The sequence below is a fragment of the Streptomyces sp. ME02-8801-2C genome (genome assembly GCF_033793965.1).
Classification (GTDB): domain Bacteria; phylum Actinomycetota; class Actinomycetes; order Streptomycetales; family Streptomycetaceae; genus Streptomyces.
In genome coordinates, this window is the sequence record NZ_JARAXP010000008.1 from 300,512 (window position 1) to 321,422 (window position 20,911).

The window sequence follows — 20,911 nt, forward strand, 5'->3', positions numbered from 1 at the left end:
GGTCAGATCCCCAACTGCCCGCGCAGACCCTTGAGCATCGCGACCGTCTGTTCCACCCCGGGCCGCGCGGGGTGGCGGGCGGGGAGTTCGCGCAAGCCGAACGCGTACATCTCCTCCGCCTCGACGAGGTGTCTCAACTCGCCGTTCTTGACGAGCCCGAAAAGCACACCGCCGAGGTTGACCAACCGCACCCCGTGCATCGGGTGGCCCGCCGGGGTGTCGCGCAGTGCGGCCCGGGCGTGTTCGGCGGCCTCGTTGAGGAGGTCGCTGTCGCCGTTCTTCCCGCCTTTGCGGAGAAGGGAGTTGGCGAGGTTGGACTCCTGCCCGGCGCGCTGCTCGCCCAGCGAGCCGCCGCCCGTCGGCATGAGCTCCAGACAGCCCCGGTACAGGGCGATGGCCTCGTCTATCGACTCCTCGTCCTGCGTGCTGTCGTAGACCTCCTGGAGGGCGGTGGCCAGGGAGGACATGTGCCGGGGGAGTTCCGAGTCGCCGGGCGGGGACTTGTCGACGGCCTGGCGCCCGTAGTCGACGGCCTTGATCAGGTCGGGGGCTCCCCGGTCCCGTTCCCAGCTCAGCCGGTGCAGCATGCACAGCGAGGACAGGGCGGCGGCGTGCCGGACATCGTCCACCGGGTAGACCTGCAGGGCGAGTTCGGCGGCCTGGAGCGAGCCGCGCAGCAGCTTCGGGTCGCCGGTGCGGCCGTACGCGAGCCGCAGGTCGTCGGAGACGCCGAGGGGTTCGAGGTTCTCGGACTCGGCGGCGGCGCCGGCCTTGTCGTAGCTCCTGGACCTGGACCTGCCGAACCATCTGGCCATGCGCGGACTCCCCCCCTGAAAAGCTTCCGTCACACCCTCCTCCCCGCGAATCAAGAGCCAGACACCCTATGCCGTAGGCAAGTTCGACCCAAAAAAGGAGTTGATGTACGGACGGTCGACGGGGGTCAGCCCTTGCTGACCGCCGTGAGGATCTCCGGCAGCCGCCGAGCCGTGCGCGGGGCGGCGAGGCGCAGTCCCAGCACGGTGAGCAGGGCCCCGTATCCGGCGCCGACGGGCAGCAGCAGCCAGGCCCACCGGTCGCCGCCCGAGGAGACGTTCAGCCAGACGGTGAGGGCGATGACCGGTGCGCACAGCAGGGCGGCCCCGACCATGCCGCCGAAAATGGCGACCGTCGCCAGCCCGGACTGCCCCGGGGCCACGTTCTTGTAGCCCTCCTGCGGGATCGAGTACGGGAACCTCGCCGACGACCAGGCCCCGGACGCCAGCATCGCCCCCAGTAGCGCGAGGGACAGCCCGAGGGCCTCCGGCAGTTTCGCCCAGTCGTCGAGCAGTGCGGTGGTGACGACGACCACGAGGGTGGCGTACGGCAGGCAGATCAGCGCCAACGCCAGTGCCCGGCCGCGCAGTTCGACGTACGCGTCCCGAGTGGACGAGATCGTCATCGCGACCATCCAGAAGGCGGAGGTGTCCTGGCCGAACTGGTTGTACATCTGGATGCCGAGCATCCCAGCCGCGAAGCAGGCGATGTAGATCGAACCGGTGCCCTGAATCGCGTTGAACACCGGCACGATCAGCCCGATCGCGAGCGAAGTCACCCACGCGGCCTTGGTCTTGGGGTCGCGCCACGCATACCGCAGACTCCGTTCCATCACGGTTCCGGTACGCCCGCCGGGCAGCAGCCCCGCGAGCCCGCCGACGCCCCGTTCCCGGGCACCGGAAGGCTCGGCGGCCTGAAGAGTGGACCCGTCGGGAGAGGTCATCAGCCGGGTGAGCGTCCGCGACCAGACACCCAGTGCCAGCACCAACGTGACCGCACTGAGCGCGAGTTGAGCGACGGCGACTCCGTACGACCCGTCGCTCACCGCGTCCACCGCCCCGAGGGCCGAAGCGGGCGGCACCCACGCCAACACATCGCCGACCGGGTCGAGTTGACCGAGCCCAGCCGAACCGAGCCGCTGCACACCGAAGTTGACGAGCTGCGCCCCGACCGCGATGACCAGCCCGCTGAGTAGGGCGAGATCGCGGCCCTTGCGACTGCTGAGCAGGCGGACGTTGGCGGCGGCGACGGCCCGCGCGAGCGCCACGCACACCAGCAGCGCGAGCGGGACGGCCACGAGCGACACGACGAACGCCGCCGCACCGCGCGCCACGGCGATCACCGACCCGACGAGCAGGGACAACGTGAACAACGGCCCTATGCCGACGAGCGAGGCCACGAGCAGCGCCCTGACCAGCGGCCGGGGCCGCAGCGGGAGCATCACCAGCCGGGTCGGGTCGAGGGTCTCGTCCCCGCTCGGAAAGAACAGCGGCATGACGGCCCAGCCCAGCGCCATCACCGCGAGGAGCAGGACGGCGACGGACGCGGCGTGCGCGTTGCCGCGCAGGGCGACCAGCCCGAGGAACTGGAGCGCGGCGAGCAGCACCACGACGACGAGGGAGGAGATGTACACGGCCCGCCGCCCAGCCGACTGCCGCAGCCCGTTGGACAGCAACGACAGCTTCAGCCGCACGACGACGGGAGTGATCGAAGGCGCCGTGCCCTTCTGCCCCTTGCTCATCGGGCGCCGCCGCCCAGCCAGTCCAGGTCGGACCCGTGGTCGCGCCCGCTCGCGCCGACGAGCTCGAGGAACGCCTGCTGCAGTGAGGAGGCCTCGCCGCGCACCTCGGCCAGCGGGCCGTGCGCCCGGATACGTCCCGCCGCCATCACCGCGACCCAGTCGCACAGCGACTCGACCAGCTCCATGACGTGCGAGGAGAAGACGACGGTGGCGCCGGAGGCCGTGTACCGCTCCAGCACACCCCGGATGATCTGCGCCGACACCGGGTCCACGCCCTCGAACGGCTCGTCGAGGAAGAGGACTTCGGGATTGTGGAGGAGGGCGGCGGCGAGGCCGATCTTCTTGCGCATGCCGGTCGAGTAGTCGACGACGAGCTTGTGCTGCGCGCCGGCCAGATCGAGGACGTCGAGCAGTTGGGCGGCCCGCTTGTCGACCTCGGCACCGGGCAGTCCGCGCAACCGCCCCGAGTAGGCGAGGAGTTCACGCCCGGACAGCCGCTCGAAGAGCCGAAGGCCTTCGGGCAGCACCCCGATCCGCGCCTTGACCTCGACCGGGTCCCGCCACACGTCGTGCCCCACGACCTCGACGCTGCCCTGGTCGGGCCGCAGCAGCCCGGTCACCATCGACAGCGTGGTGGTCTTCCCGGCCCCGTTGGGCCCGACGAGCCCGACGAACTTCCCCGCGGGCAACTCCAGATCGATCCCGGCAACAGCAACCTGTTCCCCGAACCGCTTCCAAAGCCCCACCACACGCACGGCAACCTCATCAACCATGCAAGGAGCCTAAGCGGCAGGCTTTCCCGGCACAGGGGGCTGTATGTATCCGATCCGCGGCAACGGGAGGCTTTTCAGGGGCGCGGGGCTGTATCTGATCTGCGGCTCCGCCGCGGGGCGCGACAAGCCACAGCGCACCCCCAAAGGCGCCCTGGGGACGAGGGGCCGCCTCCGATCGGCGGCAACGGGCAGCTTTTCAGGGACGCGGGGCTGCATTCATTCGGCGGCAACAGGACGCTTTTAGGGGCGCGGGGAACTGCGCGACAAGCCACAACGCACCCGCACCCGCCGAACAACAAGACCAGGCACCCCAACAGGCGAACTACCGATCCCGCCCGCACGCATACGCAAGCGGCGAGATCAACTCCTCCGCATCCGGCAACCACCGATTCGCAGGCGTAGGCCGGCAGGCCCACTGCACAGCCCCCCGAGACCCGTACCGAGTAGGCGGCGCAGCCACATACGCCCCCTCGCCCAGAGCCACCAGATCCAGCGAGGAAGGCGACCACCCCAACTTGCGCACAAGATCCGGCACCTTCGCCGAAGCCCCCGGCAACACGAAGAACCGCATCCGCCGATCCGGCGTCAACGTCACCGGCCCCAGCGTCAGTTCCATCCGTTCCATGCGCGCCAGCGCGAGGAACCCCGCCGTCTCGGGCACGTCGATCGCATCGAACGTGTGGCCGGTCGGCAGCAGGATCGACGCCGTCGGGTGCTCGGTCCACAGCCGGCGCGCGACGGTCGCGCTGCCCGTGGCCTGCGTCACCCAGTCGGGCCGTGACGGGTGTGCGCCGGGCAGGGCGCACGCTGTGTCGCCGCAGGAGCAGCGCTGCACCCCGTCGACTGCTTCCAGCCACGTACCGGGAAACACGTCCCAGTGGCGCTCTTCGGCGTACCGGACGGCGGTTTCCAAGAGGGATTCGCCGCGTTGCTTGGGGATTTGGGCAGCATCAGGGCCCGCGATGGTCTCTTCCACGATGAGGACAACTCTAGTGGGATTCATGAGTTACGCATGTCACATGCGCGGGGGAGGAGCATCGATTCCGCATCTGGGGCGCATGGATGCATGTGCGGGGGCGCGCAGGAGGATCCCGGGCGGGGCTGGGTAGGCAGGGGAGGGCCGGGGATCCGCCTTTACCCCGGCAATCCTCACATGTCTCGCATTGTCGGCATGTCTGCGGGGCATTGATCTTCGAGGCCGGATCTTTTCGCCGTACTCGTCCGCTTCACGGGCCGCGTACGGAAGGGGCTCCGGACACGGAAGACATGTCAACTCGGTGCGTGGGCACGCCACCGCAGCCACAGGGGGTACGCCATGGCCGCAAGGCCTCTCGTCGCGCGGCAGCCGAACGAACGGTTGCAGGCGCTCATCCAGGAAGCGGGCTGCTCGAACGCCGGGCTGGCCCGCCGGGTCAACATGTGCGGCGCGGAGCACGGCCACGATCTGCGGTACGACAAGACGTCCGTGGCCCGCTGGCTGCGCGGACAGCAGCCCCGGGGCCGGGCGCCCGCCATCATCGCCGAGGCCCTCGGCCGCAAACTCGGCCGTACGGTCACGATCGACGAGATCGGCATGGCCAACGGCAAGAACCTCGCCTCGGGCGTCGGGCTCCAGTTCTCCCCGACCGTCCTCGGCGCCATCGAGCAGGTGTGTGAGCTGTGGCGCAGCGACGTGGGCCGGCGGGACTTCCTGTCCGGTTCGTCCGTCGCCGCGTCCGCGCTCGTGGAGCCCAGCCGCGACTGGTTGATCTCGTCCCCCGACTCCCAGGTGGCGCGTCAGGCGGGGCCTCGGGTGGGGCCGTCGGACGTGGCGGCGGTGCGCGCGATGACACAGGCGCTGACGGATCTTGACCACCAGTTCGGCAGCGGGCATGTTCGTCCGGTCATCGTCCACTACCTCAACAGCGTCGTCTCCGGGCTGCTGGCGGGCTCGTACCGGGAGGCGGTCGGGCGTGATCTCTTCGCCGCCGTCGCACGGCTGACCGAACTCGCCGGGTACATGGCCGTCGACACCGGCCAGCCCGGTCTCGCCCAGCGCTACTACATCCAGGCGCTCCGGCTCGCCCAGGCGGCAGGGGACCGGGGGTACGGAGGGTACGTACTCGCCGCCTCCATGAGCCATCTCGCCGCGCAGCTCGGGAACCCTCGGGAGATCGCCCAGCTGGCGAGGGCGGCGCAGGAGGGGGCGCGTGGCAGGGTCACCCCGCGCGCGGAGGCGATGTTCTACGCGGCGGAGGCCCGGGGCCACGCGTTGATGGGGGACGCGCGGGCGGCCCAGCTGGCGTCGGGGCGCGCGGTCGACGCGCTGGACGCGGCCGATCCGGAGTCGGGGGACGACCCGGCGTGGATCGCCCACTTCGACGGGGCGTACCTGGCCGACGAGTTGGCGCACTGCCACCGGGACCTCGGGCAGGCCGAGGCGGCGGCGCGATGCGCCCAGGAGTCGCTGGACGGGCACCCGGAGACGCGGGCGCGGCGCCGGGCCATCGGGCTGGTGCTGCTGGCCACGGCGCAGGTCCAGCAGCGCGAGGTGGAGGAGGCCTGCCACACGGGCCTGCGCGCGGTGGAACTCCTGGGCACCCTGCGCTCCAACCGGGGCGCCGAGTACCTGGACGACCTCCAGTCGCGTCTGGAGCCGTACCGCGAGGAACCGGTGGTCCGGGAGTTCGGGGCGCGGCTGGACCTGCGGGCGGCGGCGTGACGGGAGACACAGCGGGACGCTGAGGGGCTGGTGGGGGAGTGGTCCGGCCCTGTGCTGCGTCAAAACGGATTCCGGGAACCCGGTAGCGTTAACCGACGATTCCGAAGGTCCCCCATTAGTAGGAGTCCCGGTGACGCAGAGTGGACAGGGCGAGGAGCCCTCGCCGCGCGTGGCGCGCGAAGGCATCGTGCTGCCCTCCGACGGTGGCGAACCGCTGCTGCCGGGTATGACGGGGGGCAGCGGCGGCCGACCGGCCCCCACCCCGGCCGCGCCTCCGCCTCCGGCCCCGAACCCGGCCGGCGGCCAGACCTGGGGACAGCCGTGGGGCCCGGACTCCGACGAGGCCCGGCACCCCGGCCAGGCTCAGGCGGCCGAGGGCTGGCCGACGCCGCCCGACGCCCAGCAGCACCAGCAGCAGCACCACCAGCAACAGTGGGGCCCCGAGGGCCAGTTCCACCCCCACTCCAACCCCCACGCCAACCCGTACTCCACCCCCCAGCCCCAGGCGCAGCAACAGCCCGAGCAGCAGGCACCGTCGGCACCGGCGTGGGACAACGACCCGCGCGTGTCCGGGGGTTGGTCCCAGCAGCCCGGCTACGGCGCCGAGTCCGCACCGCTGCCGCCCGCGGCCGGGGGTGCGCCCATGCCGCAGTACCAGCAGCAGTACGGGCAGCAGTACGGCGGCGCCCCGCTGCCCCCCGAGGGCGGTGCGGCCGTCCCGTACGCCGCCGCGTCCGGCGCTCCGCTGCCGCCCGCCGACGACGGCGCGACGCAGTACATCCCCCCGGTTCCCGGCAACTCCGGCCCGGTCGCGGACCCGGCCACCCAGTACTTCCCGCCGCACGCCCCCGCGCCCGGTCCCGCCGCCCCGCATGTCAACGAGGCGGCGACGCAGTACATCCCGCCGGTTCCCGGTAACGCCGGCCCGGTGGGCGACCCGGCCACCCAGTACCTCCCGCCGGTCGCGCCGCACGCCCCCGCGCCCGGACCTGCCGCCCCGCACGTCAACGAGGCGGCGACGCAGTTCCTGCCGCCCGTGGGCCCCGGCGCGCTGCCGCCCGAGGCGCAGGCCGAGGCGACCACGTACCTGGGCCGGGTGCCGCAGGCGGCCCCCGCGGGGTCCGACGCCGACGCCACCCAGTACATCCCGCCGGTGCCCGGAGGGTCGTACGGCATACCCGCGGGCGGCGCCGACGGCCGGCAGCCCCCCTCCGACTTCGACAACCTCTTCCGCACCGGTCCCGGCTCCGACGCCCCGGCCGGCTCCACCCAGCAGCTGCCCCGCGTCCAGCCCCAGCAGCCGCACCAGTACCAGCAACCCGCCCCCGCGCCGTCCTACGGCCAGCAGGCTCCGTACGGCGCCCAGCAGCCCCCGTACGGCTTCCCGGGCCAGCCCCACGACATGGACGACCGGCACGACGGGCGGGGTGGCAGGCGTTCGCGCGTGCCCGTCATCGCGGCCCTCGGGATCGGCATCGTCGTGCTCGGGATCGGCGCCGGCGCCCTGCTGAGCGGCGGGGGCGGCGACAGCGACACCGAGGCGGGCAACAAGACGGTCGCGGCGACCTCGGGCGCGCCGGAGGAGTCCAAGGCCCCGGCCGCCGACCCGGCGAAGGCGCAGGCCGTCGAACTGGACAAGCTGCTCGCCGACAGCAACAACAGCCGCGACGCGGTGATCAAGGCCGTGGCGGACGTCAAGTCCTGCCGGAACCTCGGCCAGGCGGCCTCCGACCTGCGTGGCGCGGCCCAGCAGCGCGGTGAGCTGGTCACCCGGCTCTCCGCACTGGACGTCGACAAGCTCCCCGAGCACGACCAGCTGACCGATGCCCTCACCAAGGCATGGCACGCGTCCCAGTCGGCCGACGACCACTACGCGGCCTGGGCGGACCAGGTGGCGGGCAAGAACGGCTGCAAGAAGGGCCAGGCCCGTACGACGGGCCAGACGCAGAAGGGCAACCAGCAGAGCGGCATCGCCACCGCCCAGAAGGCCAAGGCGGCCGAGCTGTGGAACGCGATCGCCCAGCCGTACGGCCTGACGGAGCGCCAGTCCACCCAGCTCTGACCGCTCAGTGCTCTGACCGCTCAGTCCTCGACGTTCTCCAGCAGCTTCGACGTGTTGACGAAGTCCTTGCGGGCGGCGACGAGCCGGCCCTCGCGGACGACCTGGAGGGTCACCCGCGCGTTGACCAGGCGCGGGAAGCCCGCCACGGCGAGCAGGTCCTCCAGGCGCCAGCGCAGCGTCGGGGTGAGGCCGCCGGTGGTGACCCGCAGACCGTCGTCGAGGGCCCGCCGGACGGTGATCGAGGACACCTCGCCGCCTTCCAGCGACTCCACGACCGCCTTCAGGACGGTGTACGCGATCCAGGTGGTCTGCACACCCGCGTCCTGCGGGTCGATGCGGTTGTCGCCGAAGGCCTCTTCGCTGATGACCTTCTTCATCTGTGCCCAGCGGACGTCACCGGCGGCCGGGTACCAGCCGGTGATGTACGAGTCCTCGTACGGACCCGACCTGCCGCCGTTCGCGTTGATCACCGTCTGGTCGACGCTGCCGAGCATGGCGGCGGTGCGCACCGCCGGATAGTCCTGGCGGTCGCGTCGGAAGGAGTCCATGAAGGTGTTGGTGCGGTCCCCGAGCGCCGGCACCACACAGCCCTTGCGCCCGGACCTCGGGTCCGTCGTGTGTTCCAGGGCGACCTTGGTCTGCGTGCCGTACTCGGTGGCGTTCTCGGCGGCCAGCTGGTCGAGCGCCGGATCGTGCCCGCCCGCGCGCAGGCCGGAGTCGAGGAGCTGGGGCAGCTGGTCGCCGGCGATGGAGTCGGGGCGGACCAGGGCGACGGGACCGCAGACCTCGGCGAGTTCCTTGCCGAGGCCGGCGAGGAGGGCGGGCGAGCCGCCGTTGACCGGGTAGGACATCGGGTTGGTGAACTCGTCGTTGGTGACGCCGTAGCCGCCGATGTACGGGATTCCGGCGGAGGCCAGCGGGCCCAGGAAGTCGTCGCCGAACTGGCTGTAGGAGCCGACGACCGCGACGACGTCCTCGTCCGCGGCGCGGCGGGCGCACTTCGCGGCTGCCACCCGCTCGTTGTGGTCGTTGCAGGTCAGGACCTTGAGCTTGCGCCCGTTCAGACCGCCGGTCGCGTTGATCCAGCGGGCGTACGCCTGTGCCATGGCCGGCATGCCGGGCTTGTTGGTCGCGTCGGTGTTCTCCGGCGCCCAGGTCATGACGGTGATGTCGCTTCCCGTACCGTCCGAGGTGCCGGGGACGACCCCGCAGCCCGCGGCGAGCGCCGCGCACACGGCGAACGCGCCGACGGCCCGGACACCCCAGGTACCGGGGAGGTTGTTGCGGAAGGTGTTGCGGAAGGTGTTGCGGAAGGTGCTGCGGATGCGTCGCCTGCCGGTCATGGGCATGCACGATTCCGTCACACAGCCAACCCACGTGTGACTGTCGGTCGACAGCCGGTGGCGGTGAGGTGAATTACGGGGGGTGTGGGTCTCGTTTTCGAGGGGAACGTACGATCGATGACCGTGCAAGGTTCGGAAGACTCTTCCCGTCGCGGCCGTCGCTCCTCCACCATGGGCGGCATGCCACTCAACGACATGCCGTGGTGGCGCTGGCGCAGCAATGTGCGCTCCGCGCTGCACATGCTCTCCGACCCGGTGTTCCAGCGGGACGTCTGGCTGGCCGGCGTCGACGGGTACGGGGACGTCACCGACGCCGTGTACCGCCTGGTCGAGGACACCTGGCTGGACAGCTGGTCCGCCGAGAAGTACGTCGGCACGATCTTCCGGGACTCCCAGGAAGCCGCCCTCGTCGACACCGCCGTGCTCCGCGTCCTGCGGATCATGCACCAGGTCGGCCCGGACGCCCCCGTCTCGGCCTACCTCGACCACGCGGGCTGGCCGGAGGCGGTCCGGGCGGCCCGGGACGCGCACGTGCGCCTCGCGGCGAGCGACGGGGAGGAACCGGACGTCCCGCCGCGCACGCTGGAAGTACTGCGGATACTGACGCGCTCGGCGTAGGCCGGGTTCGGGCGGCCCGTACAGGGTGGCCCGTCATGGCCGGCCCCAATCCGATGGCCCCATCCCGGTCGGCCCGTTCCGGTTGGCGGACGGGAGTCGGCCGGTCGGGGCGGATATGGGACCCTGTCCGGCATGAACGAGCAGTCCAGCCAGGCCGTCGACACCGGCGCGGCCCCCGCCGAGCAGTACGTCCTCACCCTCTCCTGCCCCGACAAGCAGGGCATCGTGCACGCCGTGTCGAGCTATCTCTTCATGACCGGCTGCAACATCGAGGACAGCCAGCAGTTCGGCGACCGGGACACGGGACTGTTCTTCATGCGCGTCCACTTCTCGGGCGAGTCGCCCGTGACGGTGGAGAAGCTGCGGGCGAGCTTCGCGGCGATCGGTGACGCCTTCCACATGGACTGGCAGATCAACCGGGCCGAGGACCGTATGCGGGTCGTCCTGATGGTCAGCAAGTTCGGCCACTGCCTCAACGACCTCCTCTTCCGCGCCCGTATCGGCGCGCTGCCCGTGGACATCGCGGCGGTCGTCTCCAACCACACCGACTTCGCCGAGCTGGTCGACTCGTACGACGTCCCCTTCGTCCACATCCCGGTGACGAAGGACACGAAGGCGCAGGCGGAGGCGCAGCTGCTGGAGCTGGTGCGCGAGAAGGACGTGGAACTGGTCGTCCTGGCCCGCTACATGCAGGTGCTGTCCGACGACCTGTGCAAGGCGCTCAGCGGGCGGATCATCAACATCCACCACTCCTTCCTCCCGAGCTTCAAGGGCGCGAAGCCGTACCACCAGGCGCACGCCCGGGGCGTGAAGCTCATCGGGGCCACGGCCCACTACGTCACGGCCGACCTCGACGAGGGCCCGATCATCGAGCAGGAGGTCGAACGCGTCGCCCACGACGTGACCCCGGACCAGCTGGTGGCCATCGGCCGCGACGTGGAGTGCCAGGCACTGGCACGGGCGGTCAAGTGGCACGCGGAGCGGCGAATCCTGCTGAACGGGCGGCGGACGGTCGTGTTCGCTTAGGGGGTGAACAGCGGAGTGGAGCCCCGATCGGAAACCGCAGCACCCCGGTGGCGGTTGAGGTGGGGCAAGGATGCCAAGGGCCGGTCGTCCTGGGCACGTGGGTGTGTGCTCGCGTCGCTGGCCGTGCTGACCTCCGGTCTGCAGGCCTTCCACGCGGCCGTGCCCGACACCGTCGGTAATGTGGGCAGCCTGCTCGAGGCATTCCTCCCCTGGCTGGGCCTGGCCGTCCCCGTGCTGCTGCTTCTGGCTGTACTGCGCCGCTCGGCTACCGCGCTGGTGGCCCTGCTGCTCCCCGTGGCCGTCTGGGCGCACCTCTTCGGCGGGATGCTCTTCCCCGGGGACGGGGATGGCGGCGCACACGACATCACGGCGGTCCAGCACAACGTCAGTGACGAGAATTCCCACCCCGCAGGCACCGCGGAAGCGCTGATCGACGGCGGCTCGGAACTCATCGCCCTGGAAGAGCTGACACCCTCCGCGCTGCCGCTCTACGAGAAGGCCCTGGCACCCGTCTACCCCCACCACGCGGTCGAAGGCACCGTCGGCCTCTGGTCGAAGTACCCGCTGACGGACGTACGGCTGCTGGACATCAGGCCCAGGGGGATCGGCGAGGGCTGGAACCGTGGGCTGCGGGCCGGCGCGCGTACGCCGTGGGGCGAGGTCGCCGTCTACGTCGCCCACCTGCCCTCGGTCCGCGTCCGGCCGACCGGCTTCGATTCCCGCTACCGGGACGAGAGCGCCGAACTGCTGGGCGAGGCCGTCGCCGCAGAGAAGCTGGACCAGGTGATATTGCTGGGTGACTTCAACGGCACGCTGGACGATCGCGGGCTGGCCCCGCTCACCTCGCGGATGGAGTCGTCGGCGCGACGCTTCGCGTTCAGCTGGCCCGAGGTGTTTCCCGTCTCCCGGATCGACCACATCATGACGCGCGCGGCGACGGTCACGGACTTCCGCACGTTGCCTGCCACGCACAGCGACCATCTTCCGGTGGTCGCTGGCATCAGGTTCGCGACGAGCTGATCGCGTACACCAGGCTGCTGATCCACCGTTTTCGCGAGCGACCAGGCGTGTCGACTCGGACTGGACGCCGGAACCCCTCTTCCCTGCCCCCGCTGCGTCTTGGGCCCGGCACCCCCGCTGCCGGGTCGCCGAACCCCGCGACACCAGCGTGCCCGGAGCCCGCTACCTCGTGTGCACCTGTTCACATCCGGCTCAGCGAAGCCGCCGCGTACAGCACATCCCTGATCGCCTCCCGGTCGCCGTCCTGGCCTGCCGCTGCCTCCTCCGGGGGTACGTGGCCTGCCGCGAGTTGGCAGAACTCCGTGCCGTCCAGGGCGACATGGGCCACCTCGTGGGCCGCCGAGGGGAGGGCGGCCGGGGAGTCCAGGGGGATCAGCCACTCGCCGCCGCCCGAGCCCTCGATCTCCAGGCGGAGGCTGCGGCCCGGTTCGCCGGCCGGGACCAGGTGGCGGGTTGTCCGGCTCGGGGAGGCCAGGCCTGCCCGGCGGCGGGCGGCGAGGGCCTGCGGGAGCATGCGGGCCGCGAGGTCGATCATGCCGTGGAAGTGGCGCGGGGCGGGTGGGTCGTAGGGGTAGTCGACCGCCTCCGCGATATCACCGGCGTGCACCCAGCACTCGAAGGCGCGGTCCAACATCGCCTCGTTCAAAGGCAGTTGGAAATCGCCGTACGGTACCGGCAGCTTTCCCGAGCCTCCGCCCGCGAAGGCCACCGTCCGTACGATGTCGTGGCTCTGCTCCCGCCACGGCACCCTCACGGAGCGGGTCGGCGGGAAGTACGAGGCTCGCCAGTACGCCTCCGTACGGCCTGCCGGAGTCGGTGCGACCGGCGTCCTGTGCTCGCCGGTGAGCGGGTCGTCGAGGCCCAGCGCGACCGCGACCAGGCCGTCCACGCTCAGCAGATGCGCGATGACGCCGGCGACCGTCGTACGCCTGCTCGTCTGCTCGTCGGCCTCGAACCAGCGCAGCCGCACGGGCGCGTGCCACTCGGCGTCCCCGAAGTCCTGGAGCAGGGCGTCGAGGCGGGCCGTCTCCGCGTCGTACGGGGCCGCCCACTCCGGTACCGGGATGCGCGGCGGACGCCGGTCGAGGCACCCCTGCAGGACACGGGTGCGCAGGGTCGGGTCCAGGTCGAGGGGTTCCGGGCGCTGGAGCAGTTCCACCGCCTCGCGCAGGCGCCGCGCCTCGTCCGCGCAGGCCCCGCACTCCCCGAGGTGCTCCTCGACGGCCAGCGTCTCCTCCGGCGCACAGGCGGCCAGCGCCCACGCCCCGAGCAGCGACCTCAGCACGTCGTGTTCCAGGACGAGAGGGACGACGACCGGGACGACCGGTACGCGGGCCGCGTCGGGGAGGGCGTCGCCCGTGTCCTCGACCGAGGAGCGCGGCATCGGTATGCGGGGCGGGCCGTCGCCTGCGCCGGAGGCGGGGCCGGGTTCGGGGGGTGTGCCTCCCGGTCCCCTGCCCTCGCCGGCGTCGTCTCCGGGGCGCCGGGGGCCATGCCCCTCGTACCCCTCGTATCCCTCCCAGGCCCCGTCCTCCTGGCCCGCGCCGCTCATACCGCGCCCCCGTATTCGGGGGGTGCCCCCGGTGTGCCCGTGTCGTGGGCCGTGGACAGGAGCTGGAGGCCGAGGCGCAGGCGGCGGCGGGCCTCCGCCTCCGTGACGCCCAGGTCGGCGGCGGTCTGGCGGTAGTCGCGCCGTTGGAAGTACGCCAGCTCAAGGGCCGCGCGCAGCGGGGCCGGCATCGACGTGACGATGTAGTCGGCCCGGGCGGCGACCGAGGCGCGGCGGACCCGGCGTTCCAGTTCCTCCAGGGAGCCCGTGGAGCTCGTGGAGCTCGTGGTGCCCGTGGAGGAACCCGAGGCGTCGTCGGTGTGCGTGGTGTCGGGGTCACCCTGGGCCAGCGCGGCCGTCTCCGTCTGGCGCAGGCGCTGGACCGCCAGACGGTGGGTCAGGGTGGCCAGCCAGGAACGCAGCGGGCCCTCTTTGGCGTCATAGGTGTCGGGGTGCTGCCAGACGTGGGCGAAGACCTCGCGGGTGATGCGGTCGGCCGCCTGTTCGTCGCCGAGGACACGATGGGCGAGGCCGTGCACGAGTGAGGCGAAGCGGTCGTACAGCTCGCCGAGCGCGGCTGCCTCCCCGCGCGCGAGCCGCTGTTGCATCTTGCGGTCCCAGCGGGGCGGTGTGTCCTGCTTCGCCATGCTGCTCCCTCACCCCCTGTACCGCTGTCCAGGTCCGGCGGTCGCCCACCCTCTGCTCGAATGTAGTCGGCCCCTCCGACAGCCCACTCCGCTTTGCGGCATTGTGCGCCCTCCCAGACGCCAAAGATGGTAGAGAACCGACGAAGAGTGACCGGTCATGACCCATTCTGTGTCGCTTTCGATCGAACGCGATCGCGGGTGACCGAAACAAGCCCCCTGCAAACCGCTTGCAAGTCTCTTGCGATCTCGGCCGAGTCGATGTGCGGTGTTTGGTGACACGGCTGTTGGGCAGCCGCGTCAACAGGAAGCGTAGGTCGGGCTTCCGTTTGTGTTGGACGAGTCGGGCGAGTCGGACGAGAGGCGTGATGGTGGCGTTCAAGGTGACCGACGGCGAGCGCGGCGGCTGGATCGTGATTCAGGTGTCCGGAGAGATGGACCTGGTCACCTCACCGGAGTTGCGACAACGGGTCCACAGTGCGGTGGCCGAGGGGCGCCATCGTGTCGTCCTCGATCTGTCCGAGGTCGTCTTCTGCGACTCCAGCGGCGTCGGCGTCCTCATCGCCACTCGCCGGCTGATGCGCTCCTGCCAGGGCAGTCTGCGCCTGATCCTGCCCGCGCAGGGCGCCGCGGACAGCGCCCACGCCCACCACGTCAACCGGGTCCTCAACGCCCTGGGAGTCCGCCGTCTCTTCGACGTCTACGCGGACCTCACCACGGCGGCCGACGAGTCGGCGGCACCGCTCCAGGCCGCCACGCCCGCGTGACGCGGTTCGTGACGCGGTTCGTGACCCGCTCGGTGACGTACTTCGTGACGCGATTGTCGGGGAATTCCCCCGGTCTTCCCCCAGTCTTGGCACAGGCGTCGTTTTCCCGTCCCCATCGGCCTCCGCACGTCGTACGCTCCCTGCCAGAAAGACCCTGACACAGACGTAAGGCGGGCCCGACAGACATGGTCAGCTCCGAGTACGGGCGGAAGATCGCCGCCCGGTTCACCACCTTCGACCAGGACGGCAACGGCTACATCGACCGGGAGGACTTCAACGTGGCGGCCAAGGCGCTGCTCGCCGAGTTCGGCACTCCCGCCCGGTCCGACAAGGGCCAGGCCCTCTACGGCGGCGCCGAGGCCTTCTGGCAGGGCATGGCGGGGATAGCGGACCGGGACGGCGACCAGCGGATCACCCGCGACGAGTTCGTCTACGGCGCCGTGAAGCGGCTGCACGACAACCCCGGCCGGTTCGCCGAGATCGCCCGCCCCTTCCTGCACGCGGCCCTCGCCGTCGCGGACCAGGACGACGACGGCACGGCGACCCTGGGCGACACCGAGCGCGTCCTGAAGGCGCTCGGCGTGCCCGAGGACATCGCCGCCATGGCCGCCGCGACGCTCGACACCGACGCCGACGGCCGGGTGGGCGAGACGGAGATCGTCGACGCGTTCGCCCGCTACTTCGACGTGTCCGACTCGGACGGAGCCACCGGGACCGGCTCCGAGTAGCGCTCGCGCAGCCTGTACTTGAGCACCTTCCGCAGGGCGTCGTTGCGCGGAAGGGCGTCCACCAGCTCCAGCCGCTCCGGCAGCTTGTGCACGGACAGCCCTTCCGCCCGCAGATACGAAGTCAGCGCGGACAGGGTCAACTCGCCCGCCTGCCCAGCCTCTCGCCCCTGCCCTGCCCCTGCCGCTGGTTCCACCACCGCGCAGACCAACTCCCCGCGTTCCGCGTCCGGCAGCCCCACCACCGCCACGTCGCCCACCCCCGGGTGCGTGTGCAGCAGGTCCTCGATCTCCTTCGCCGAGATGTTCTCGCCCTTGCGGATGATGACGTCCTTGAGCCGCCCGGTGAGCACCAAGTGCCCGCTCCCGGTGACGAATCCCAGGTCCCCGGTGCGCAGGAACCCGTCCTCGTCGAAGGCCTCGGCGGTCTGCGCGGGGTCCAGATACCCCTGGCAGACGGCCTCCCCCCTCAGCCGCACCTCACCGTCCACCACCCGTATCTCCATCCCTTCCGGCGGACGCCCTTCTGTCGTCGCCAGGTTGTCGGCGGTGTCGTCCGGGGCCCCCATGGTGATCATCGGCACTTCGGTCATCCCGTACCCGTGCGTGAGCTGCACGCCCATCTCGCGTACGACGGAGTGGTAGACCTCCGGCGGCTTGGGAGCTCCGCCGCCCGCGAGCAGTCGCAGGGTGGGGATCACCGGAACGCCGGGCTGTTTGCGCTGTTCGGCGAGGAACATGGAGTAGAAGGCCGTCGACCCGCCCGCCACCGTGACCCCGTGCTTGCGGTATCCCTCCAGCGCGTCCGGCAGCGCGAACTGCTCGAACATCACCGCCGGGAAGCCGTAGAGCAGCAGCATCACCGTGTAGTCGGGGCCCGCGATATGGGCGTACGGGAAGGCCATCGAGCCCACGTCGGACTTGCTGAGGCGCAGGGCGTGGGCCAGGCACGAACCGCCCGCGATGAGCGAACGGTCCGTGTGGAGTACGCCCTTGGGGTCGGAGGTCGTGCCGGAGGTCCAGTAGATCCAGCGGACAGAGGTGCCGTCGGCAGGCGGGGGCGGCAGCGACGACGGGTCGCCGTCCGGGAGTTCGTCGCTGTCGTACGCCGGGAAGATCCCCTTCGCGCCCAGCCGCCGTGCCATCTCGGTGTGGTCGAAGCCGCGCCACACCCCCGGCACCGCGAAGAACTCCGCCTTCGACTCCCGTAGCGCGAAGCCGACTTCACGGTCCCGGTAGAAGGGGATGACCGGCGACTGCACCGCGCCGAGCCGGGCCAGTGCGAAGGACAGCAGGGCGGTCTCGATACGGGTGGGCAGCTGCCAGGCGACGACCGTGCCGGGGCGTACGCCCATGCCGTACAGGCCCGCCGCCACCCGCTCGGCACGGGTGCGGAGTTCACCGAAGGTGAGCGAGCGGTCGTCCTGGAGGAAGACGGGCCGGTCGGGGGTGAGTTCGGCGCGGCGGGCCACCAGTTCCCAGAGGGTACGGGCCGCGCCAAGGGCGTGGGCGGTGTCGACGGCGTTCACGTTGCCCCCTGAGGCCGGTTGACCGGAAGGATGCGAAGGGACGTCTGACGGACAGTCAGATCGTGCGGGGAGCGTAGGCCTTGATGCCTTGTCGGTCCATAGGTGCGGGTCTAACCTTCTAAGGGGCTGGAACTGACGGATCGTCAGATGATCAATCATCACCCGTCACCCATCACCCGGCCAGGCGGAGGGGACCCCATGACCGAACTGCCCCGCATCATCAGCGTCGACGACCACGTGATCGAACCCGCGCACCTCTTCGAGACCTGGCTGCCGGCCAAGTACCGGGACAGGGGACCCAGGCCCTTCACCGCCGGAATCGGCGAACTCGCCTACGTGGGCGGCAAATACCGGATCACGACCGACCCCGAGGGCCCGGTCACGGACTGGTGGCAGTACGAGGACCTGCAGTTCCCGTACAAGCGGATCATCGCTGCCGTCGGGTTCTCCCGGGACGAGATGACCCTCGACGGCATCACGCGTGAGCAGATGCGGCGCGGCTGCTGGGACCCGAAGGCCCGGCTCGCGGACATGGACCTCAACCATGTCGAGGGCTCCCTCTGCTTCCCCACCTTTCCGCGGTTCTGCGGGCAGACCTTCGCCGAGGCCCAGGACAAGGAGGTCGCGCTGGCGTGCGTGCGCGCCTACAACGACTGGATGGTGGAGGAGTGGTGCGGCGACAGCGGCGGCCGGCTGATCCCGCTGTGCCTGATCCCCTTGTGGGACGTCGAGTTGGCGGTCGCGGAGATCAGGCGCAACGCCGAACGCGGGGTCCGGGCGGTGACGTTCTCGGAGATCCCGACCTACCTCGGGCTGCCGTCGATCCACTCGGGCTACTGGGACCCGTTCTTCGCGGTGTGCCAGGAGACCGGCACGGTCGTCAACATGCACATCGGCAGCAGCAGCCAGATGCCCGCCGCCTCTCCGGACGCGCCGCCCGCCGTACAGGCCTCGCTGAGCTTCAACAACGCGATGGCGTCGATGATGGACTTCCTCTTCTCCGGGGTGCTGGTGAAATTCCCGGCCCTCAAACTCGCCTACAGCGAAGGGCAGATGGGCTGGATCCCGTACGCCCTGGAACGCGCCGACGACGTGTGGGAGGAGCACCGCGCGTGGGGCGGGGTGCGGGATCTGATCCCCGAACCCCCGTCCACGTACTACTACCGGCAGATCTTCTGCTGCTTCTTCCGTGACAAGCACGGGGTCGCCTCGCTGGATGTCGTCGGCCGGGACAACGCCACCTTCGAGACCGACTACCCGCACGTCGACTCGACCTTCCCGCACACCAAGGAGGTCGCCCTCGAGCATGTGAAGGGCCTCGACGACGAGACCGTCTACAAGCTGATGCGCGGCAACGCCATCCGCATGCTCGGCCTCGACCTGGACCGGGACCGTTAGTGGACCTCGCGGACACGACCCAAGAGGCTGAATTCCGGGCCGGGTTGAGGGAGTGGCTGGCGAAGACGCTCCCCTCGCTGCCGACCGCGCCCTCGCCCGACAACTGGCCCGGACGGCGCGCGTACGACCTCGGCTGGCAGCGCACGCTGTACGACGCCGGGTACGGCGACGTCCACTGGGGCGCCGACCCCGCCGTACGCATGATCTTCCTGGAGGAGACGGAGAAGGCCGGCGCGCCCTATGTGGGCGCGAACTTCGTCGGGCTGCTGCACGCCGGGCCGACCGTCGCCGCCGAGGGGACCGACGAACAGCGGGCCCGCTGGCTGCCGCCCGTGCTGCGCGGCGAGGAGGTCTGGTGCCAGGGGTTCAGCGAGCCGGACGCCGGTTCGGACCTCGCGGCGCTGCGCACGCGCGCGAGGCGCGAGGGCGACGAGTACGTGGTCAGCGGCTCCAAGATCTGGACCTCGCACGCCGAAGTCGCCGACTGGTGCGAGCTGTTGGTGCGAACCGACCCCGACGCGCCCAAGCACCGCGGGATCACCTGGCTGGCCATGCCCATGGACGCCCCGGGCATCACCGTACGGCCGCTGCGCACGCTCGCCGGGTCCAACGAGTTCGCCGAGGTCTTCCTCGACGAGGTCCGGGTGCCCGTCGCCAACCGGGTCGGCGAGGAGAACGACGGCTGGCGCGTGACGATGGTGACGCTGTCCTTCGAGCGCGGTACGGCGTTCGTGGGTGAGGTGGTGGCCTGTCGGCGCGTGCTGGGCGAACTCGCCCTGGCGGCACGGGAGAACGGGCGTTGGGACGACCCCGTACTGCGCCGCGGACTCGGGCGGCTGAACGCCGAGTTCCGGGCGCTGTGGCGGCTGACCCAGTGGAACGTGAGCGAGGCGAGTGAGGCGGCCAGGGGGGTACCCGGGGTCGGCGGGTCCGTCTTCAAGCTGCGGTACTCGCACGCCCGCCAGGAGCTGTACGAGGCGGCGGCGGAGGTCCTGGGGGCGGGTGGCGCGGCTCTGGATCTCGAACAGCCCTGGGTGCTCGACCGGTTGTCCTCACTGTCGTACACCATCGCCGCCGGCACCTCCCAGATCCAGCACAACATCGTGGCCGAACGCGTTCTCGGGCTGCCGAAGGGACGGTGACACTCGCCCATGCGTTTCCAACTCACCGAGGATCAACGGGCGTTGAGACAGGGCGTACGGGAGCTGCTGGCGGCGCGGTTCGGGCGCGAGCGGTTGCGGGAGGTCGCCGAGGGCCCCGAACTCGACCGGGGGCTGTGGCGGGAGCTGGGGGACGCCGGGTTCTTCTCGCTGCGGCTGCCGGAGGAGGTGGGCGGGGTCGGACTCGGGCTGCCCGAGGCGGTGTTGGCGTTCGAGGAGGCGGGGCGCGTACTGCTGCCGGGGCCGCTGATCGCCACGCACCTCGCGGCGGGTGAGGTGCCGGGGGCGGCGACGGGGGAGGCGGTGGTGACCGTCGTGGACGGTGAGGGGGTGGTGGAGTGGCTTGCGGCGGCGGATGTCGTGCGGGGGGAGGGCGCTGGGGCGGCGGTGCCGATGCGGTCGGTGGATCCGCTCACGCCACTGCACCGGGTCGCCGGCATCGCGGCCGACGGGACCGCAGCCGCTCCGGACTCCGGCAGTGGCCGTACGGACGTACTCCTGACTTCCCTGCTCACCGCCGCCGAGCAGCTCGGTGGCGCCGGGCGCGTGTGTGAGCTGGCCGTGCAACATGCGCGGACCCGTGAGCAGTTCGGGCGGCCCATCGGGGCCTTCCAGGCGGTGCAGCATCTGTGCGCCGGGATGCTGGTGCGGGTCGAGGTGGCCCGCGCGGCGGTGTACGCGGCCGCCGTCACCGTCGATCCGGCGGACGTCGCGGCGGCCCGGCTGCTCGCCGACGAGGCCGCCGTGCGCGGGGCGCGGGACTGCCTTCAGGTGTACGGCGGGATGGGATTCACCTGGGAGTCGGACGTCCATCTGTATCTGAAGCGGGCGTGGGTACGGGCCCGGCGGCCCGGTTCGGTGACGGAGTGTGAGGAGTTGCTCGCCGCCGAGTTACTGGCCGAGGCGCGGTGACTAGGGGGTGACAAGGGGCGCAGCCGTGAATGGCCGAATAATGTCGCCGATTGTGGCGTGATGGAAATGTGGTCCAAGCATTTTGAGATTACTCAGCGTTGATATCGGGTTGTGTCCTACGCGTGACTTG

General features: G+C 71.0%; 18 protein-coding genes. 10 read left to right on the forward strand and 8 right to left on the reverse strand.

What is annotated here, in order from left to right; genetic code table 11:
* Positions 1 to 2: 2 nt before the first annotated feature.
* The 4 genes from PV396_RS27205 to PV396_RS27220 form a co-directional block, all read right to left on the reverse strand.
* Complete coding sequence (locus PV396_RS27205; protein WP_319208877.1) at positions 3 to 815, reverse strand: hypothetical protein; 813 nt, start codon at positions 813 to 815, stop codon at positions 3 to 5.
* Positions 816 to 940: 125 nt separating this feature from the next.
* Positions 941 to 2,554: a transporter gene (locus PV396_RS27210; RefSeq protein WP_319208880.1), complete on the reverse strand. Its 1,614-nt coding sequence runs from the start codon at positions 2,552 to 2,554 to the stop codon at positions 941 to 943.
* On the reverse strand, positions 2,551 to 3,327 hold the full coding sequence (locus tag PV396_RS27215) for an ABC transporter ATP-binding protein (RefSeq protein ID WP_319208883.1): 777 nt from the start codon (positions 3,325 to 3,327) through the stop codon (positions 2,551 to 2,553). The genes PV396_RS27210 and PV396_RS27215 overlap by 4 nt, the downstream gene beginning before the upstream one ends.
* A 322-nt stretch (positions 3,328 to 3,649) precedes the next feature.
* Complete coding sequence (locus PV396_RS27220; protein ID WP_319208884.1) at positions 3,650 to 4,303, reverse strand: bifunctional DNA primase/polymerase; 654 nt, start codon at positions 4,301 to 4,303, stop codon at positions 3,650 to 3,652.
* Between the two features lie 339 nt (positions 4,304 to 4,642).
* Here PV396_RS27220 and PV396_RS27225 point away from each other — a divergent pair, with 339 nt between their 5' ends.
* Entirely contained in the window at positions 4,643 to 6,028 is a 1,386-nt protein-coding gene (locus PV396_RS27225) for a transcriptional regulator (RefSeq protein ID WP_319208886.1), read from the forward strand.
* A gap of 130 nt (positions 6,029 to 6,158) precedes the next feature.
* Positions 6,159 to 8,090 carry a hypothetical protein gene (locus PV396_RS27230; protein WP_319208888.1) on the forward strand — a complete coding sequence of 644 codons (1,932 nt, stop codon included), beginning with the start codon at positions 6,159 to 6,161 and terminating at the stop codon, positions 8,088 to 8,090.
* A 20-nt stretch (positions 8,091 to 8,110) separates the two neighbouring features.
* Here the strand turns inward: PV396_RS27230 and PV396_RS27235 are convergent, their stop codons facing one another.
* Positions 8,111 to 9,433 (reverse strand): ABC transporter substrate-binding protein, encoded by a 1,323-nt coding sequence (locus tag PV396_RS27235; RefSeq protein ID WP_319208891.1) that lies wholly within the window; start codon positions 9,431 to 9,433, stop codon positions 8,111 to 8,113.
* Between the two features lie 117 nt (positions 9,434 to 9,550).
* Between PV396_RS27235 and PV396_RS27240 the strand changes: the two genes are divergently transcribed.
* The 3 genes from PV396_RS27240 to PV396_RS27250 all read left to right on the forward strand — a co-directional run bounded on the left by PV396_RS27240 (position 9,551) and on the right by PV396_RS27250 (position 12,097).
* Positions 9,551 to 10,051, forward strand: a complete 501-nt coding sequence (locus tag PV396_RS27240; RefSeq protein WP_319208893.1) for an SCO4402 family protein — start codon at positions 9,551 to 9,553, stop codon at positions 10,049 to 10,051.
* Between the two features lie 132 nt (positions 10,052 to 10,183).
* The gene (gene purU, locus PV396_RS27245) at positions 10,184 to 11,077 is read left to right on the forward strand and encodes a formyltetrahydrofolate deformylase (protein WP_319208895.1); all 894 of its coding nucleotides are present in this window, start codon (positions 10,184 to 10,186) and stop codon (positions 11,075 to 11,077) included.
* A gap of 54 nt (positions 11,078 to 11,131) precedes the next feature.
* Positions 11,132 to 12,097 (forward strand): endonuclease/exonuclease/phosphatase family protein, encoded by a 966-nt coding sequence (locus PV396_RS27250; RefSeq protein ID WP_416071496.1) that lies wholly within the window; start codon positions 11,132 to 11,134, stop codon positions 12,095 to 12,097.
* 181 nt (positions 12,098 to 12,278) lie between these two features.
* On the opposite strand, the gene PV396_RS27255 is transcribed toward PV396_RS27250, so the two are convergent.
* Positions 12,279 to 13,649: a zf-HC2 domain-containing protein gene (locus tag PV396_RS27255; protein ID WP_319208900.1), complete on the reverse strand. Its 1,371-nt coding sequence runs from the start codon at positions 13,647 to 13,649 to the stop codon at positions 12,279 to 12,281.
* Positions 13,646 to 14,293, reverse strand: a complete 648-nt coding sequence (locus PV396_RS27260; RefSeq protein ID WP_319208901.1) for a sigma-70 family RNA polymerase sigma factor — start codon at positions 14,291 to 14,293, stop codon at positions 13,646 to 13,648. The genes PV396_RS27255 and PV396_RS27260 overlap by 4 nt, the downstream gene beginning before the upstream one ends.
* Positions 14,294 to 14,655: 362 nt before the next feature.
* On the opposite strand from PV396_RS27260, the gene PV396_RS27265 reads away from it, so the two are divergent.
* Together PV396_RS27265 and PV396_RS27270 are read left to right on the forward strand one after the other, a co-directional pair.
* Complete coding sequence (locus PV396_RS27265; RefSeq protein ID WP_319208903.1) at positions 14,656 to 15,057, forward strand: STAS domain-containing protein; 402 nt, start codon at positions 14,656 to 14,658, stop codon at positions 15,055 to 15,057.
* Between the two features lie 185 nt (positions 15,058 to 15,242).
* Complete coding sequence (locus PV396_RS27270; RefSeq protein ID WP_319208906.1) at positions 15,243 to 15,785, forward strand: EF-hand domain-containing protein; 543 nt, start codon at positions 15,243 to 15,245, stop codon at positions 15,783 to 15,785.
* On the opposite strand, the gene PV396_RS27275 is transcribed toward PV396_RS27270, so the two are convergent.
* Positions 15,734 to 17,311, reverse strand: coding sequence for a class I adenylate-forming enzyme family protein (locus tag PV396_RS27275; RefSeq protein WP_319208909.1), 1,578 nt, complete (start codon positions 17,309 to 17,311; stop codon positions 15,734 to 15,736). The two genes, PV396_RS27270 and PV396_RS27275, sit on opposite strands and share 52 nt — an antisense overlap.
* A 198-nt stretch (positions 17,312 to 17,509) precedes the next feature.
* Here PV396_RS27275 and PV396_RS27280 point away from each other — a divergent pair, with 198 nt between their 5' ends.
* The 3 genes from PV396_RS27280 to PV396_RS27290 are packed head-to-tail and all read left to right on the forward strand — an operon-like array spanning position 17,510 to position 20,781.
* Positions 17,510 to 18,709, forward strand: a complete 1,200-nt coding sequence (locus tag PV396_RS27280) for an amidohydrolase family protein (RefSeq protein ID WP_319208911.1) — start codon at positions 17,510 to 17,512, stop codon at positions 18,707 to 18,709.
* Positions 18,709 to 19,851, forward strand: coding sequence for an acyl-CoA dehydrogenase family protein (locus tag PV396_RS27285; RefSeq protein ID WP_319208912.1), 1,143 nt, complete (start codon positions 18,709 to 18,711; stop codon positions 19,849 to 19,851). Before PV396_RS27280 ends, PV396_RS27285 begins: the two co-directional genes overlap by 1 nt.
* A 9-nt stretch (positions 19,852 to 19,860) precedes the next feature.
* Complete coding sequence (locus tag PV396_RS27290; protein ID WP_319208914.1) at positions 19,861 to 20,781, forward strand: acyl-CoA dehydrogenase family protein; 921 nt, start codon at positions 19,861 to 19,863, stop codon at positions 20,779 to 20,781.
* Positions 20,782 to 20,911: the final 130 nt, after the last annotated feature.

Bases quoted from the DNA above. Each gene is read 5' to 3' on its own strand.
- PV396_RS27205 (WP_319208877.1), bottom strand. From the start codon at position 815: ATGGCCAGATGGTTCGGCAGGTCCAGGTCCAGGAGCTACGACAAGGCC.
- PV396_RS27210 (WP_319208880.1), bottom strand. From the start codon at position 2,554: ATGAGCAAGGGGCAGAAGGGCACGGCGCCTTCGATCACTCCCGTCGTC.
- PV396_RS27215 (WP_319208883.1), bottom strand. From the start codon at position 3,327: ATGGTTGATGAGGTTGCCGTGCGTGTGGTGGGGCTTTGGAAGCGGTTC.
- PV396_RS27225 (WP_319208886.1), top strand. From the start codon at position 4,643: ATGGCCGCAAGGCCTCTCGTCGCGCGGCAGCCGAACGAACGGTTGCAG.
- PV396_RS27235 (WP_319208891.1), bottom strand. From the start codon at position 9,433: ATGACCGGCAGGCGACGCATCCGCAGCACCTTCCGCAACACCTTCCGC.
- PV396_RS27240 (WP_319208893.1), top strand. From the start codon at position 9,551: ATGACCGTGCAAGGTTCGGAAGACTCTTCCCGTCGCGGCCGTCGCTCC.
- purU (WP_319208895.1), top strand. From the start codon at position 10,184: ATGAACGAGCAGTCCAGCCAGGCCGTCGACACCGGCGCGGCCCCCGCC.
- PV396_RS27255 (WP_319208900.1), bottom strand. From the start codon at position 13,649: ATGAGCGGCGCGGGCCAGGAGGACGGGGCCTGGGAGGGATACGAGGGG.
- PV396_RS27260 (WP_319208901.1), bottom strand. From the start codon at position 14,293: ATGGCGAAGCAGGACACACCGCCCCGCTGGGACCGCAAGATGCAACAG.
- PV396_RS27270 (WP_319208906.1), top strand. From the start codon at position 15,243: ATGGTCAGCTCCGAGTACGGGCGGAAGATCGCCGCCCGGTTCACCACC.
- PV396_RS27280 (WP_319208911.1), top strand. From the start codon at position 17,510: ATGACCGAACTGCCCCGCATCATCAGCGTCGACGACCACGTGATCGAA.
- PV396_RS27290 (WP_319208914.1), top strand. From the start codon at position 19,861: ATGCGTTTCCAACTCACCGAGGATCAACGGGCGTTGAGACAGGGCGTA.